The 15,626-nt window shown below is 40.7% G+C and carries 16 protein-coding genes; 7 read left to right on the top strand and 9 right to left on the bottom strand.

Annotated features, from left to right (window positions below; genetic code table 11):
• Positions 1-92: 92 nt before the first annotated feature.
• The gene (locus tag NSU13_RS04825; RefSeq protein ID WP_101677408.1) at positions 93-2,108 is read right to left on the bottom strand and encodes an ABC transporter ATP-binding protein; all 2,016 of its coding nucleotides are present in this window, start codon (positions 2,106-2,108) and stop codon (positions 93-95) included.
• A complete protein-coding gene (locus NSU13_RS04820; protein ID WP_101677409.1) occupies positions 2,105-3,862 on the bottom strand; it encodes an ABC transporter transmembrane domain-containing protein in 1,758 nt (585 codons plus the stop codon). The genes NSU13_RS04825 and NSU13_RS04820 overlap by 4 nt, the downstream gene beginning before the upstream one ends.
• Positions 3,863-4,418: 556 nt before the next feature.
• Here NSU13_RS04820 and NSU13_RS04815 point away from each other — a divergent pair.
• Positions 4,419-4,925 carry a universal stress protein gene (locus tag NSU13_RS04815; protein WP_034282233.1) on the top strand — a complete coding sequence of 169 codons (507 nt, stop codon included), beginning with the start codon at positions 4,419-4,421 and terminating at the stop codon, positions 4,923-4,925.
• Between the two features lie 45 nt (positions 4,926-4,970).
• Here the strand turns inward: NSU13_RS04815 and dat are convergent, their stop codons facing one another.
• Positions 4,971-5,828, bottom strand: a complete 858-nt coding sequence (dat, locus tag NSU13_RS04810; RefSeq protein ID WP_101677410.1) for a D-amino-acid transaminase — start codon at positions 5,826-5,828, stop codon at positions 4,971-4,973.
• A 296-nt stretch (positions 5,829-6,124) separates the two neighbouring features.
• On the opposite strand from dat, the gene NSU13_RS04805 reads away from it, so the two are divergent.
• Complete coding sequence (locus tag NSU13_RS04805) at positions 6,125-6,979, top strand: polysaccharide deacetylase family protein (RefSeq protein WP_046310400.1); 855 nt, start codon at positions 6,125-6,127, stop codon at positions 6,977-6,979.
• Between the two features lie 40 nt (positions 6,980-7,019).
• Here the strand turns inward: NSU13_RS04805 and NSU13_RS04800 are convergent, their stop codons facing one another.
• The 3 genes from NSU13_RS04800 to NSU13_RS04790 form a co-directional block, all read right to left on the bottom strand.
• Positions 7,020-7,766, bottom strand: coding sequence for an NAD-dependent protein deacylase (locus tag NSU13_RS04800; RefSeq protein ID WP_080769816.1), 747 nt, complete (start codon positions 7,764-7,766; stop codon positions 7,020-7,022).
• A gap of 14 nt (positions 7,767-7,780) precedes the next feature.
• Positions 7,781-8,869 carry a mechanosensitive ion channel family protein gene (locus NSU13_RS04795; protein ID WP_034282237.1) on the bottom strand — a complete coding sequence of 363 codons (1,089 nt, stop codon included), beginning with the start codon at positions 8,867-8,869 and terminating at the stop codon, positions 7,781-7,783.
• A 164-nt stretch (positions 8,870-9,033) separates the two neighbouring features.
• Positions 9,034-9,135, bottom strand: a complete 102-nt coding sequence (locus tag NSU13_RS04790; protein WP_017360338.1) for a YhdX family protein — start codon at positions 9,133-9,135, stop codon at positions 9,034-9,036.
• A gap of 305 nt (positions 9,136-9,440) precedes the next feature.
• Here NSU13_RS04790 and NSU13_RS04785 point away from each other — a divergent pair, with 305 nt between their 5' ends.
• The 3 genes from NSU13_RS04785 to crcB (NSU13_RS04775) are packed head-to-tail and all read left to right on the top strand — an operon-like array spanning position 9,441 to position 10,923.
• Positions 9,441-10,157: a glycerophosphodiester phosphodiesterase family protein gene (locus tag NSU13_RS04785; protein WP_070325652.1), complete on the top strand. Its 717-nt coding sequence runs from the start codon at positions 9,441-9,443 to the stop codon at positions 10,155-10,157.
• Between the two features lie 4 nt (positions 10,158-10,161).
• A complete protein-coding gene (gene crcB / locus NSU13_RS04780; protein ID WP_327828435.1) occupies positions 10,162-10,557 on the top strand; it encodes a fluoride efflux transporter CrcB in 396 nt (131 codons plus the stop codon).
• Positions 10,558-10,923: a fluoride efflux transporter CrcB gene (crcB, locus tag NSU13_RS04775; RefSeq protein ID WP_041116974.1), complete on the top strand. Its 366-nt coding sequence runs from the start codon at positions 10,558-10,560 to the stop codon at positions 10,921-10,923.
• Here crcB (NSU13_RS04775) and NSU13_RS04770 read toward each other — a convergent pair.
• Both NSU13_RS04770 and NSU13_RS04765 read right to left on the bottom strand, forming a co-directional pair.
• Complete coding sequence (locus NSU13_RS04770; protein ID WP_034282242.1) at positions 10,920-11,312, bottom strand: hypothetical protein; 393 nt, start codon at positions 11,310-11,312, stop codon at positions 10,920-10,922. The genes crcB (NSU13_RS04775) and NSU13_RS04770 overlap by 4 nt on opposite strands.
• Positions 11,313-11,402: 90 nt before the next feature.
• Positions 11,403-12,785 (bottom strand): hemolysin family protein, encoded by a 1,383-nt coding sequence (locus tag NSU13_RS04765; protein WP_041116973.1) that lies wholly within the window; start codon positions 12,783-12,785, stop codon positions 11,403-11,405.
• A gap of 337 nt (positions 12,786-13,122) precedes the next feature.
• On the opposite strand from NSU13_RS04765, the gene NSU13_RS04760 reads away from it, so the two are divergent.
• Together NSU13_RS04760 and NSU13_RS04755 are read left to right on the top strand one after the other, a co-directional pair.
• Positions 13,123-13,563, top strand: a complete 441-nt coding sequence (locus tag NSU13_RS04760) for a MerR family transcriptional regulator (RefSeq protein WP_034667702.1) — start codon at positions 13,123-13,125, stop codon at positions 13,561-13,563.
• Positions 13,564-13,621: 58 nt separating this feature from the next.
• Positions 13,622-14,953 (top strand): hemolysin family protein, encoded by a 1,332-nt coding sequence (locus tag NSU13_RS04755; protein ID WP_034282244.1) that lies wholly within the window; start codon positions 13,622-13,624, stop codon positions 14,951-14,953.
• 39 nt (positions 14,954-14,992) lie between these two features.
• Here NSU13_RS04755 and NSU13_RS04750 read toward each other — a convergent pair whose 3' ends face one another.
• The gene (locus tag NSU13_RS04750) at positions 14,993-15,595 is read right to left on the bottom strand and encodes a 1-acyl-sn-glycerol-3-phosphate acyltransferase (RefSeq protein ID WP_024425286.1); all 603 of its coding nucleotides are present in this window, start codon (positions 15,593-15,595) and stop codon (positions 14,993-14,995) included.
• Between the last annotated feature and the right edge of the window lie 31 nt (positions 15,596-15,626).

Genomic DNA, 15,626 nt, shown 5'->3' with positions numbered 1-15,626 from the left:
ATCAATAAAAGTCGAGAACAGAATCTCCGACTTTTTCATGCAAAGGAAAAGAGCCTCATTCAATTGGAAGAGGCTCTTTTTTCTACTATTCATCAGTTGTTGGCAACAGCACCTTTTTGCAGTTCATACATTTGTGCATACAGCCCTTCTTGCTGCATGAGTTGTTCATGACTGCCACGCTCGACGATTTCACCTTTTTCTAACACCAAGATCATATCGGCTTTCTTAATAGTGGATAATCGGTGAGCAATCACAAAAGTCGTCCTTCCTTCTTTGACTACATCAAGTGCCCGCTGAATGATCGCTTCTGTTTCTGTATCAATGTTGGCTGTGGCTTCATCTAAAATTAAAATCGCTGGATCGTACGCCAATGCGCGCGCAAATGAAATCAACTGACGTTCCCCTGAGGAAAGGGTGCTTCCCTTTTCAACGACTGGTTCATCAAAACCTTCTGGCAGGTGCTTCAATAACTCTGCTGCGCCTACTTGCTTTAATGAAGATTCAATGGTTTCTCTTTTGATGTCTTCATTTCCTAAGCTCACATTGGAAGCAATTGTTCCAGAAAATAAATACGGGTCTTGCAGCACAATGCCCATTTGTTTACGCAGCGTTTGGCGCGACTGATCATAAATGCTTTCGCCATCTATGAGAATGTCTCCTTGCTGAATGTCATAAAAACGCAGCAGCAAGTTCATGATCGAGCTTTTCCCAGAACCAGTATGCCCCACAAGTGCAACCGTTTGACCTTTCTTTGCTTCAAACGTAATGTTCTTTAAGACATTTTTCCCTTCATTATAAGCAAAGGTGACATCTTTGAACTGAACGTGTCCCTCCAGCTTCTTCTGAACAGGCTCTTCCACTTCTGTTCCTGGTTCATCTAATAACCTGAAAACCCTCTCCGAGGAAACCCTTGCTAATTCTAACCTAGAGAATTGATTCACAATGCCTGTAATCGGCTGAAACAATCGATTTAAATAATCGACAAACGCATAGAGCACACCAATGGACACAATGCCTGTCGCACTTAACGAAGCACCGCCAAAATACCAAATGAGTGCCACATATGCTAAATTTCGCAGCAGGTTAACCAAATTATGTGAAAGAAGTGAATTTAAATGCAGCATCTTTCGCTGATATCGAAAGTGATTGTTGTTCAGCTCATCAAATTCCTCTTGCGTCGCTTTTTCATGACGAAACGCTTGAATGATTGTCATCCCTTGAATGGCTTCATTTAGCTTGGCATTAATTTCACTGATGATCGAACGAATGCGGTGATTGTACACTGATGCAAACTTTCTGTAAGTCATCGACCATAGGAAAATAATCGGTACTGCTACCAAACAAATGAGTGCCAGCTTTACATTTAACAAAAACATGGCAATGTAAATCCCAATCATGTAAATGGCACTCGTCACGAAATTAGCAAGGACTGTTACATATAAATCACGAATGGTTTCCGTGTCATTTGTGATTCTCGCGACAACCTTTCCAGCCGGTAAATTATCAAAATATCGGATCGGCAGTGTTTGGATGTGCTCAAATACGTCTACCCTCATTTTTTGAATAATTCGATTTGCAATCCTCTGGAGCAAATAATGCTGCCCATACTGAAAGAAAATCGCAACGATGAGCAGTCCTAGATAAAATAGAACAAGCTGCACCAAACCACTGATTTCTGGCTGATAAAAAGCGAAAATCTCCTCTTTTGATAAACGCTGTACCTCATAGGTCTCACGCTCGTTTCCATTATCAATGGTGAGCTGATCTCCCGATATTTTTCTGTTTCCATCAAAACGAATCGGCTCATTCACAAAATAGTAACCGAACCCGACTTGCACTACATTGATTTGCTTTCCAGAATCCATTCCATTATTTAATCGATCGCTTCGTATATAGTTATTTCCCTGGTAATAAACGGTTTTGTCTGTCTTTTCATTGACCTCGACATACGGTTTTTCTACACCTAAAATATGATCATCAATCATTTTCTTCCCAATAAACGGTCCTGTCAGCTCAGCACCAACTGCAATCATTAGAAAGATTAAGGCAACAGACAATACTTTCTTATATAGGAGTGCGTAGGCAAGGAGTCTTCTTCCTGTTGTCATGCCTCATCCCCTCCTTCCAGCTGATTTGTCAGCTGCTGACGCAAAAATTGTTCTTTGTACCACCCATCCTGCTGGATGAGCTCGTTGTGTGTGCCCTTTTGGACAATGCGTCCCTCTTCCATGACAAGAATGAGATCCGCATGTTCAACAGCTGATAGGCGATGAGTTGTAATAAACGTCGTTTTGCCATGACGGTTTTGTCTTAGATTTTCTAAAATAGCGGTTTCTGTTTTTGCATCTACCGCAGATAATGAGTCATCCAGAATTAAAATGTCTGGATCAATTAATAAAGCACGTGCAATGGATATTCGCTGTTTTTGTCCGCCTGACAGCGCCACACCTTTTTCCCCAACCATGGTTTCCAGACCCTCTGGCAAAAGGCGTAAATCCTTTTCAAAATAAGCATCTTTGATTGCTTGTGCTAACTCATCTTGTTTCGCGTCACGATGACCAAAGCGCATATTCTGTTCCACGCTTTTTGAGAAAAGTATATGATCCTGCGGTACATATCCGATCCATTGAAATAACTGATCTAATTCAATGTTTTGGATCGGAACACCTGATAGCAAGATTTGCCCATCACCTGCCGGGTACTGGCGCAGAAGCTGTTTGACAATGGTCGTTTTACCGCTTCCTGTTTTGCCTGTAATCCCAATCGTCTGTCCTTTTCGAACGGTAAAGGACACATCAATGAGATTATCTTTAGATGAAGTTGGATACCTGAATGTCACATGATCAAACTCAATATCTCCAGGCTCTTGTAACGTTTTCGGCTGAGCAGCATCTGTTACGTCCGGCTTGTAGCCGAGTGTATGATTTAACCGGTCTAACGACGCATTTCCTCTTTGCATAATATTAATCAATTCGCCGATCGCAAACATTGGCCAGATCATCATGCCAAGATAGACGTTAAATGCAACAAGCTCCCCAATGGTTAAATCACTTTGGAACACGAGGTATGCTCCGTAGCCGATTCCGATTAAGTAGCTGATCCCCACAAGTAATTTCACTGTCGGCTCAAACAAAGAATCAATGATCGCCACTCGCATGTTTTTTTGAAATACATCATCTGTCATTTCTCGAAAGCGTTCGACATCTTGTTTCTCCTGCACAAAAGAGCGAATGACCCGGACACCTGCCACTGATTCAAGAACGCGATCGTTCATATCACCAAATGCATCTTGAGCGACTGTAAAGCGCTCATGGATTTTGCTTCCATAAAACGCAATCAAGAGCGCCATCAGCGGCATAGGGATAATCGCCATTAAGGTTAATTTCCAGCTAATCGTCAGCCCCATCGTAAAGAAGATCATCAGCATATAAGCAGTGGAATCAACCAAGGTCAGAACGCCAAAACCTGTCGTTAAGGCCACAGCATTCAAGTCGTTTGTACCTAGTGCCATTAAGTTGCCTGTTTTTTTCTTTTCATAAAAGGTAGGCGTCATCTTAAGCAAGTGGCGCATCAGTTTCCCGCGCATCACACGCTCCATGACATTTGCGCCGCCAAATAACTGATACATCCAAAAATATGTAAGTGTATAGACGACGACACCTAGTAAGCAAAAAATGGTCACATAAAACACAATACTGGATGTTGTAAATTGACCAGAACGAATGTCATCAACTGCCTGGCCTAGGTATCTTGGCGGCAGCATTTCAAGCACATTCACAATGAGCAGGAGCGTAATAGCAATGGTATAACGCCTCCACTCTTTTTTAAAGAACCAGCCTAATTTCGCAAATACTGAAAACATGTTTGTCTCTCCTTTTCAAGCTAGCCGCTTTCTAAATTTTCCTGCAAGTCACCTTGTTTCGTTTTTTGAGCTTTTGTCATTTGTCTTGATTTTGGCATGTTCACATGCTTTCACTCCTCTTCATTTACTTGTTGTTTTTCATCCCTTTATTTCGAAATACGAAATGAATTCAACAAAAAAAGAGGCCACCAGCTTGCTGGTACGCCTCTTTTCGTCATGTAAAAAGGCGCATGTTGACAAATACGCAACATACGCCTTGATTCATCCGATCAATTGGAACAGACGAGTTCCTTTTCAATGACCAATGAAGGTGTAATTGTCACGTGAATCAACCCATTCATGCAGTTTGATTTCATTCTTCCAATGTTGCACATGACATTTCCTCCTTTTGGCTCTTGAATCTTTTTTTATCTTATAGTGGCTGTCACTATTTTGTCAATAAATATTTTTCAATAAATGAAATTTTCTAACAAAAATCATTCTCCTTCATGTGTATCTTTTTCTATTAACGGGTATACCATGAGTGTAAAGACTCCTTTTGAAAGGAATGAGGACATTGTTTCAAGCTGATCGGATGGTCGTAGCGTTTGATGGACATGAAGACAGTAAGAAAGCATTAAAAAAGGCAATCGCTTTAGCTAAAACCTTACATGCCAAGCTGACCGTTACCTATGCACATGATGGCAAAACAGACAGACAGGTGTTTGATGCACCGCGCCCAATGACTGGCGGAGCTTATATCGGCGGCGGTACGGCAGATCTTCAAACTCCCCCTGTATATGTACCTCACGATGAACAGCAAAGTCCCTTGATTTTTGAAGACCATACAGAAGAGGTCGTTGCGGAAGCACGAATGCTTTTAAATGAGGAGCAGTTTGAGGCTGCCATTGAAATTGTAGAAGGAGAACCAGCAGAAGCGATTATCGAATATGCGGAGGAAATATCAGCAGACCTCATCGTCATGGGAGCACGTGACCAAAGCAGATTGAAAAAAATGCTGTTTGGCAGTGTGAGTGAAAAGTTATCAGCAAAATCAGATATACCTGTGCTTATTGTGAAATAAATGCATCACAAAAGGCTGTAAACATTGGTTTACAGCCTTTTTTATTTATGAAGAGATGGATGCTTCACTTTCATGTTTAATTTTTTGCTGGAAGCCTTCCTGTACGCGCTTTGTCAGCTCTCCTGGAACGCCTTCCCCTACGGGCTCGCCATCTATTTCAACAATCGGAATAACTTCAGCTGTCGTCGAGCTGATGAAGATTTCCTGAGCGCGCAGCAGTTCTTCTTTGCTTATACGAGTTTCTTCAACCGTACATCCTTCTTCCTCACATACCTCCAGCAGCTTTCTACGAGTAATGCCGTTTAAAATGAGATTGTTTGCAGGATGAGTACGAATCACGCCATCAATCACGGCATATACATTCGAGGAGGTTCCCTCGGTCACAAAACCGTCTCTCACAAGGATTGCTTCAAACGCACCAGCTTCAGATGCTTTCTGCTTTTCCATGATGTTATATAAAAGATTTAAGCTTTTGATATCACACCTTAACCAGCGAAGATCCTCAGATAAAATGGCCTTTGCCCCAGCTTTCTGCTCTTGAACAGGCTTTTTCACCTGGAACGTATATGCTGTGATTTGAGGAGTAAGAGAATCACTATATTGATGTTTACGAGGGGCGACACCCCGCGTGACTTGAATATACACACCGCCATCTGTTAATTGATTGTGAGCGACGAGCTGTTGTAACTTTTCTTCCATATTTGATACTGTACCTTGCAAATGAATGCCAATTTCCTTTGCACTCTTGAACAGACGCTCTGTATGTTCCTTTAACGTAAACAAAGTACCATTGTATACACGGATGACCTCATAGACTCCGTCACCAAATTGATAGCCTCTGTCCTCAATATCAACATGTGCATCCTTTTTTTCAATGAAATCTCCATTGTACAATATTTTCATATGGAATCTCCCCTTCGCTTTGCAATAATGGTTGAATCTGATGCTATCTTAGCGGATAAATGGGTTCGTTTCAATGATTATTCAGAATTATTTCACATCGTATGAAATGGATAACCCTCTATTGTAACAAATATAGTTTGATAACCAAAAAGATTCCAATTTTTTAGCATCTTCTATATTCATAGGCTCTTTTTTCCTGTATACTTACTCCATATAAACACGACAAAAAACAGCGAAATAAGACAGAATCCACTACATGATTCGACACAAATTTTTGATTTATTGGAGCGATTGTAATGCAACGGGTTAAAAAAAAACAGACACCTTCAAACACAATGCTGCTCTCAAAGGCGATTGGTTTTGTCATCCTGACACTAATCCTCTTTTTTATTTGGGATATGTCCAAAACCAATATGCAGGCAGCAGATCAGCCGGCGAAATTGTCTGCGAGCAGTCAATTTAGGGACACAAGTACTAGTATGAAAGCAAAAGATGCTTCTCGGAAAACATTAGATGCACATTTTAAGATCCATTCAAATAAACATATAACGGATCAAACGATCTTTTTAACCTTTGATGATGGTCCATCAGCGACTTCAAATCAGCTGTTAGATGTGCTAAAAGCACATCAAGTGAAAGCCACATTCTTTATGCTCGGACCGCAGATTAAAGAACACCCGGCAGCTGTGAAAAGACTCCATCAAGAAGGTCATCAATTAGGGCTTCATGGTATTACCCATGATGTGAAACGCTTTTATCAAAAAAGTGATTCTCCTGTTAACGAGATGAAGGAAGATCAGCGCATTTTGGCTTCTGTCACAGGTGAGTATACCCATCTTGTAAGAACACCTTATGGCAGCACCCCAAATTTAACCGATCAGCAAAAAGCACGTTTAAAACAAAAAGGCTTTGTCTACTGGGACTGGACCATTGACAGTCTTGACTGGAAATATAAAAGCTCAAAATATGTACCAGAGGTATTAAATCAGCTGCAAGTGCTGGAGACAAAATATCCAAAAGAACCAAAAATCATCTTAATGCATGATCAGCCGGCGACGGCAAAATACTTAAGCAGCTTAATCACGCAGCTAAAGGCAAAGGGCTATACATTTGAAGTCCTTGATGAAACAATGAAGCCGCTGCAGCAATAAAGTAAAACCCGCACCTTTAGGATGCGGGTTTTTTAATGATTTATAAAGCTTTCACGAGATCGCCAATTCGCTCATGAAAGACAAGATCAAAGAGCGGATCAAATTCTGTTTCACTCAAATTCATCATCACCATGAAGATGGAAGGATCATGAGCTGCATCTTCTGGAATATACCTTGCTGGCGCTACCTCCAGGGAAGTCCCCATGACGAGGAGCATGTCCGTTTTCTGAAGTGATGTCTCCACTTGGTCTAAATGTTTGACCATATCGCCAAATAGGACAACATCTGTTTTTAGCACACGTCCACACGTACTGCCGTCTGAGGAAACCCTTTGACAGACCGGCACCTCTTCTTTCAATAAATAAGGCAGATCATATACCGCCTGGCACGATGGACAAGTAGCCGTTTGAATGGAGCCATGGAGTTCATATACATGCTGGCTTCCCGCCTTTTTATGAAGACCGTCAATATTTTGGGTAAAAATATCCACATGCTTCCCTTGTTGCTCAAGGCTGGCTAAAAAGGTATGCCCGCTATTTGGTTCGTATTCTCCACTCATTTTCATTTGAAACAAATCCTTAAATTTCGGCCAGAATTGATGAGGGTTTGATAAAAAGTAGGACCGGCTCATCGCCTCCATGCGGGAAGTATCTTCTGTCCACAGACCACCCGTTGATCTAAAATCAGGAATACCCGATTCTGTACTCATACCTGCACCTGAGAGTACTGTGATATGTGAAGCCTGCGATAATTTCTCTCTTAGTGCTTCCACTTTTGTTTGATCCACGCACCATTCCTCCTTTATTCACCCAGCTGCTTCTCACCTTTTTGTTTCATATAAATGGCCTGACCAGGGAAAGCAAATTCTACGCCTTCCTCGTGGAAAATATCTATGATGCGATAGTTAATATCCTGCTTAATATCAAGGTTTTCAGACCAAGCTGTCGTGTTTGTGTAAAAGTTGAAAAACAAGTTCAAATAGCTGTCTGCCAGTACATCGAGATTTACCATGATTGTCTCCTTATGCACCCCATCATGCTCGTGAAGCATCTGTTTGAGACGCTTAATACACTGATCAATATTTTCCTTTGGTGTATTGTAGGAAACGCGAACAGAGAACGTAATCTGACGTTTATTCATTCTTGTCCAGTTTGTGATTGGCTCCTTAGAAAGCGTAGAATTCGGAACGGTCACGACGGCTTCAGCAGGTGTTCGAAACCTTGTGCTTCGAAATGTAATGTCCTCCACAGTCCCAAGTACACTTGGTGTCTCCACAAAGTCGCCCATCGTAAAAGGCTTCTCCGTAATGATGACTATCCCTCCAAAAAAGTTAGCCACTGTATCCTGAGCAGCGAGCGCAAATGCTAAACCACCTAGACCAAGCCCTGCCACAAGTCCATTTACGTCATAATTAAATTCTTGTGCAATGACGCTAATACTCAGTGCAATAATAATGAAACGAAGTACCTTTGATAAAAATGGTGCTAAAATATCATCCATATCTAATTCAAATTTCGAATTGACCTTTTGAAACAAGAAAGAAGATGCAGCGGTTAAATTACAAAGCCCCCACGTCAGCATTAATATAATAGAAGATCTATACAATTTAACGATGACATCCATATGATGCTCAAAGTATGGTGCCTGTCTTAACGCAAAATATAAACCAAGTGCCACGAAAAACAGCCTGGCTGGTTTTTCAAATGCCACAACAATTTGGTTAATGACCTCCGTTTTAGACCGATTCGTCAGCCTAAACAGAAGCTGAAATAAATACTTCGTAAATACTTTCCGAAGCAATAAAAAAAGCAATAAAATACAAAGGCTAATACCAATTTGGATCGCAATATCTACTGTAAAATATGTATCCATCCATTTTTGTGTAAACATGTCTGTCTCTCTCCTTTAAAACAATCCTCTCTAGTTTATAATATAACCTTCGTTCATGTCCTCTCTTAAATGTCTGACCTCTACATAAAAAGCCTCGGGACTGATCCCGAGGCATGAAGTTCAAATATGAAATTTTGGCTAGAGACATATCGACGGGCAGCAAACTACTTTTTCTTCTGAGCCTGATCAAGGAGAGTCGCTTTAAACATTTCAGCATCCGTTTCAGCCTTAATACGTTCTTCCACTCTAATTCTCCCTTTACCCAATCATCTCGCCTCCTTTTCATCATTATAAAACATCAGAATTTTCAGTCAACATGACGAAAGCACTAATATTTTGACGAACGCTGACGATTTGGACAAAATTGATCGAAGAAAAAATGATGTAGTTCAGATTTACTCAATAAGAGCTTGGGATATTCCTGCAACTTTTCACCTTTTATACACGATGCTTTCTCACCACACGCCATGTTCCATTACATACAGCTCTCCCTCGTTCCATATAGTAAAGAAGGAAAAACAGCAAAAATTTGATATGATAAGACCAGAACTTATGTCAGGAGCTGGAGCATGTGTATATTATCGCGCATAGAGGGTCTTCAAGCGCTGCCCCAGAAAATACAATCGCCGCATTTGATTTAGCTGTTCAGCAAGGTGCGGATTATATTGAGTTAGACGTCCAGCTGACAATGGATCAGCACGTAGCCGTCATCCATGATGATACCGTTAATCGAACAACTAACGGAAGCGGCTTAGTGAAAAGTTATACACTTGATCGGCTGAAGAAACTGGATGCAGGAAGCTGGTTTGATTCACAGTACGCCAACGAACGAATTCCCACCTTACAGGAAATTCTTAAAAGGTACGCTCATCGTGTCGGGATACTGATTGAGATCAAGCATCCAAAACGGCAGATTGGGATTGAAAAGGCAGTTGTCGACATCATCAACCGGTTTGCCTATTCCCGTCACATCATGGTTCAATCTTTTGATGCCAATGCACTTCAAAGAGTCAAAGCTTACGCCCCTTCTCTTCGAACAGCTTTTATTATAAAACCCTCTGCCTTTAAACTGACGAAAAGGAAATTAGCGGAGTACAGCTCCTTTGCCAATTGCCTTAATATGAAGAAAACGATGATCAACAGATGGTGGATTGACCGCATCCACTCATTTGGAATGGATGTCTTTATATGGACAGTGAAAGATCAAAAAACAGCCGACAGGATGAAAACATACCTCATTGATGGAGTGGTGACGGATCACCCGCCATTTTTTCTAAAGGAGAAATGATTAAATGAAAGCATATCTCGCCGTATTTATCGGTGGATTGGTTGGTACCCTTTGCAGATATGAACTTAGCCAATCCGTTGTCAGCCAGACATTCCCCTATGCAACACTGATTGAAAACATTACAGGCAGTCTGTTTCTTGGCTTTTCAACAGGATATTTTATGTTTCGGAAAGGAAAAAAATATCTTGCTGCTTTGATCGGAACAGGATTTTGCGGTGGTTTTACGACAATGTCCACTTTTTCTAAAGAAACGGTTCTCTTATTACAGGATGGACTGTTCACATCAAGTATCATGTACATTCTACTCTCAGTGATTGCTGGAGTGGGCGCTGCCTTATGTGGACTGATCACCGCTCAGCGCCTCTTTCAACAAAATGAGCAGCCGAAAGGAAGCAGATAAATGATTGTATTTTATACAGCTGTTGCCGGCGGGATGGGCAGTGCCCTTCGTTTTTTCCTCAGTCAATCGATTCAGAAAACCAAGTTTCATACTCGTTTTCCGTATAGTATTATTCTCATCAACTTACTCGGCGCTGCCGGTTTAGGTTTACTGACAGGTGCAGTGTCTGACAATGATCCGCTGCTTATGATCATTGGTACTGGGTTTTTCGGTGGTTTTACAACATTCTCTACATTTAGTGTAGAAGCTGCGTCCATGCTGCATGAGCGGCAAATTGGACTTCTTGCTGTCTACTTGCTGGTCACAATCATCGGGTCTTTATGTCTCTTTGCTGCGTTTTATCAAATAGGACAGCATCTTATTTAAATATTGGTAATGGCGGCTAAGCTGATGAGCAGCTGATCCATGAGCTGGCGCTTCATCAAAAAGAGTGTTTTTTCACTATAGCCAATTTCCATTGCACACTTTGCCATCCGCCAATCTCGAAAATATTTGTAATCGATGAGCTGCTGCTCTATTTCGTCCAACTCTTTTAATGCCGTTTCAATACAAGCAACGATGAGTTCATACTGACTTTTTTGTTCTTCTAACTTTTTCCGAGTCATGTGGTCGAGATGATGCGGGCTTCTTTTTTCAAGCTGCCTTTCGATATTTAAGATCGCTGCTTGATAATTTTTGAAATTCTTTAAATGAAACTCAATTCGTTTCATTGAGGTTTTTTTCTCCGTGATACTTGCTGTTTCATACCAAAGCATGTCCATCCCCCTCTATCGAACGTTTGTTCTTATTATATACCGAACATATATTCGTTCAAAAGAGACTAAATACCTAAAAAAACCTTGAGCTTATTTTTCGCTCAAGGTCATTTCGTTTACTAAAAGCGGCTCCTTTATATCAAGCCCAGTGCGTGCGCTGCCTTTTTCTGACGATGTGACGCCTTTTTTCAAATCGATCTTTTTAACGTAGCGTCCATCCATTTCCAGCACTTTCATTCGAATATCATCAAGATAGACGGATTGTCCTTCTCTGATATCAATATTCTCTTTTAAGATGAGTCCGCCGATTGTATCAATTTCCTCATCATGATAAGAGATCTCGATCAAATCTTGAACTTCATCTAATCTCACTTTGCCATCTAAAACATAATGATGATCGGCTCTTTTTTGAATAACTGGCTGCTCATCTTCATCGAATTCATCTCGAATATCTCCGACAATCTCTTCTAAAATATCTTCCGTTGTGACAAGTCCAGACGTTCCGCCATATTCGTCAGTTAAGATCGCCATATGCATTCTATCACGCTGCATCTTAACGAGAAGCTCTTGAATAGGAATCGTGTCGATGACCTCAATCACTGGATATATATAATCTTGAATTTTCAGTTGATCTTTTTCTCCTTGATACACAAGATCTGCAAAGAGCTGCTTTTTGTTCAGCATGCCGATGACATGGTCTTTATCGCCTGAAAAAACAGGGAAACGTGTATACTTTTCCTGCGTCATGATGGCGAGGATATCATCTAACGGCATATCTTCTGGAATCGCACAAATTTCTCTCCGCGGTATCATGATCTCTCTGGCAATTCGATTATCGAAATCGAAAATCTTGTTCATATAATTATATTCTGATGGGTTGATTTCCCCATTTTTTAAGCTCTCAGATAATAAAATCTTCAATTCCTCTTCAGAATGGGAATGTTCTTTTTCAGACCCCATATCGATGCCCATCATTTTAGTTAGCAAACGGGCTGATCCGTTTAACACATAAATGAAAGGGAACATAAGGATATAAAATGCATGCAGCGGGCCTGACAGCCATAGCGTCATTTTTTCCGCCTTTTGAATGGCAAGCGTTTTTGGTGCTAGCTCACCTACAACTACATGCAAAAAGGTAATAATAGAGAACGCAAGTGTTGCTGAGATCAGGCTGATTGCTGAATCAGGAATGTTTGTCAAACCAAAACCTCGAACCAAAAGTTCTTTCACAGCCGGCTTACCAATCCACCCTAAACCAAGGGATGTCACTGTAATACCGAGCTGACAGGCTGACAAATATTCATCTAGCCTTGATGTCACCTTTTTCGCCATGATGGCCTTTTTGGATCCTTCGGCAACAAGCTGATTAATTCTTGAACTTCTCACCTTTACTATGGCAAATTCAGATGCAACAAAGAAAGCTGTTAAAGCAATCAAAACACCGACTATACTCAGATTAACAATATCGTCCATTTAACCTTGCTCTTTCTTAGAAGAACAAGGAGTCACCTCCTGATTGATGATGTTATGTTTTGCAAAACGGTTAACTGATTAAATAAGACTACATTGAGGGCCCCACTTAACCACCTCCGGTTCACGTAAAATTCCGCCTCTCTACATATATATGAAACGGTATTCATTTTATCTTACCATAAATAATCTGAAAATTCCTGTATCATCATGCTGTTTTTGACATGACTGACTAAATTGAGGGAAATCCTCCTCTGTTTCTTCTTATTGGCAGGAAATATGAACAATTAACTTGTGTTTCAGACTAGAATTATATTAAACTATTTTCATAAACTATAACGTGACGGTTAGGAGGAGATGTTCAGATGGGGCTGAGAAAAAGTATCGTATTGGTGAACTAGCACAGATTGCACAGGTGACGAAACGAACTGTAGATTATTATACAAATCTAGGTTTGCTTGCGCCTGTTAGATCTTGCTCAAATTATCGTTATTACGATGAATATGCTTTAAAACGATTACAATTAATCGTTCTTTGCAAACAGCAGAGATTGGCTCTTTCTGACATCAAATCCAGATTAGATGAACAATTCCCTTCTCAAAAGGAAGATCATGATGAACTTGTCCATTTAACCTCTGATATCGATCGGATGAATGAGCATATGGACCGCATTTTGGCACGTTGTAAGCAGCTTCAGCCAGAACAACGTGAAAAACTAAAAGAGCAGCTTACTCCTGAAAAAATGACGGCTGTCCAATCATTTTTACTGCTGTTAAGTTAAAATTTTTACTAAACAGGAGGTGTTACCTTCGTTCTCAAAGTCAGAACGAAGGCCTTAATTGGACATAGTTAATTTACTCATAGTCGCTTTACTTATAGCTTTAACCGCGTTTTTCGTTGCATCAGAGTTTGCGATCATTCGCTTAAGAAGCTCAAGAATTGATCAGTTAATCGCAGAAGGTAATAAAACAGCAGTTGCTGTCAAGCATGTAACGACTCATCTTGATGAGTACCTATCAGCCTGTCAGCTTGGTATTACCATTACCGCCCTTGGTATTGGTTGGTTAGGGGAAGAAACAATTGCGCATATGCTTGCGCCGCTCTTTGCAGAGCTGTCCATTCCTCAATCAGCTAGTTCTATTGTCACTTTTATTATTGCGTTTAGTATCATGACGTTTTTACACGTTGTCGTTGGAGAACTTGCACCGAAAACACTCGCCATTCAAAAGGCTGAGCAAGTATCCCTTCTTTTTGCTAGACCACTGATGATCTTTTATAAAGTGATGTTCCCGTTCATTTGGGTATTAAATGGATCTGCTCGTTTGTTAACGAAAGCGTTCGGTCTTCAGCAAGTATCTGAGCATGACATGGCGCACTCTGAGGAAGAATTGCGGATTATTTTATCAGAGAGCTATAAGAGCGGCGAGATTAACCAGTCTGAATTCAAATATGTAAATAAAATTTTCGAATTTGATGACCGTCTGGCGAAAGAAATTATGATTCCTCGTACCGAAGTTGTCAGCTTCCCATATGATATTACCATTGAGGAAATGCTGAAGGTAACAAAGGTAGAGAAATATACACGTTATCCAATTGAAGATGGCGACAAAGACAACATTATCGGTGTTCTTAACATTAAAGAGGTTCTCACTGCCTGCATTAGCGGTGAGTGCTCTACAAGCGATACGATCGAAAAGTTTGTAAATCCAATTATTCACGTGATTGAAACGGTTCCTGTTCATGATTTACTGCTCAAAATGCAGCGTGAACGTGTACACATGGCCATTTTATCAGATGAATATGGCGGTACAGCAGGTCTTGTCACTGTTGAAGACATCCTTGAAGAAATCGTTGGTGAAATTCGTGATGAGTTCGACATTGATGAAATCAACGAAGTGCGTAAACTTGGAGAAGACCATTACATCTTTGATGGCAAGGTTCTTGTTGATCAAGTCAACCTGCTATTAGGTATACAGCTTGATAATGAAGAGGTCGACACAATCGGCGGCTGGTTCCTTACTCAGAAATATGAAGTAGAGAAAAATGACGCCATTCGTGAACAAGGCTATGAATTTATTATTAATGAAGTCGATGGACACCATGTGGCATACATCGAAGTAAAAAAGTTAAATGAACAATTATTAGAAGCAGCTGAAGAAGGCGCTTCTTAAGAAAAAAACGACCCTTGCCTAAGCAAGCGGTCGTTTTTCTTATGCCTTTTCCATTAATTGAGCTTCTAGCTCTTTGATTCTTGTGTTTAATACTTCTGTCATGGCACCTAATCTTTCTTTTGGCGGCAGATGGTCAAATTCAGACAGCTCAATCGGTTCACCGATGATTAAGCGCATTTTCCCTTTTTTGAAAAGGCTTTTCGCATTTGAAGGTCCTTTGTATGCGGCTGGAACAATTGGCGCTTTACCGAGCTGCGCAATGGTAACCGCTCCTCTTTTTAAAGGAACATCCTCTGTAGTACGTGTGCCGCTTGGAAAAATCCCAACGATCTTTCCCTCTTTTAATAATTTAATGGGCGTTTTAATACTGCTTGGCCCAGGATTCTCTCGATCAACTGGAAAGGCATGAATCTTTTTTAAAAATCCACCGATCCATTTATTTGCAAACAATTCTTTTTTCGCCATGTAGTGGATCTCAAACGGAAGAATTCCTGCGCCTAATGCAAGAACATCCACAAAACCCTCATGTGTACAAGCAATGACAAAACCCCGATCAGTTGGCAGATTCTCTTTTTGATATACTTTGATTCCACCTCGGAGACCAAATAATAATTTGACGGTATAGCCTGAAAATTTATACATAGTGCACTTCCTTTGTTTGAAGAATGAAGGA

Source organism: Bacillus sp. FSL M8-0049, assembly GCF_038593355.1.
In the GTDB taxonomy this organism is placed as follows: domain Bacteria; phylum Bacillota; class Bacilli; order Bacillales; family Bacillaceae; genus Bacillus; species Bacillus safensis.
The sequence above is the reverse complement of the archived record's forward strand: the minus strand, read 5'-3'. Positions and strand labels throughout refer to the sequence as shown.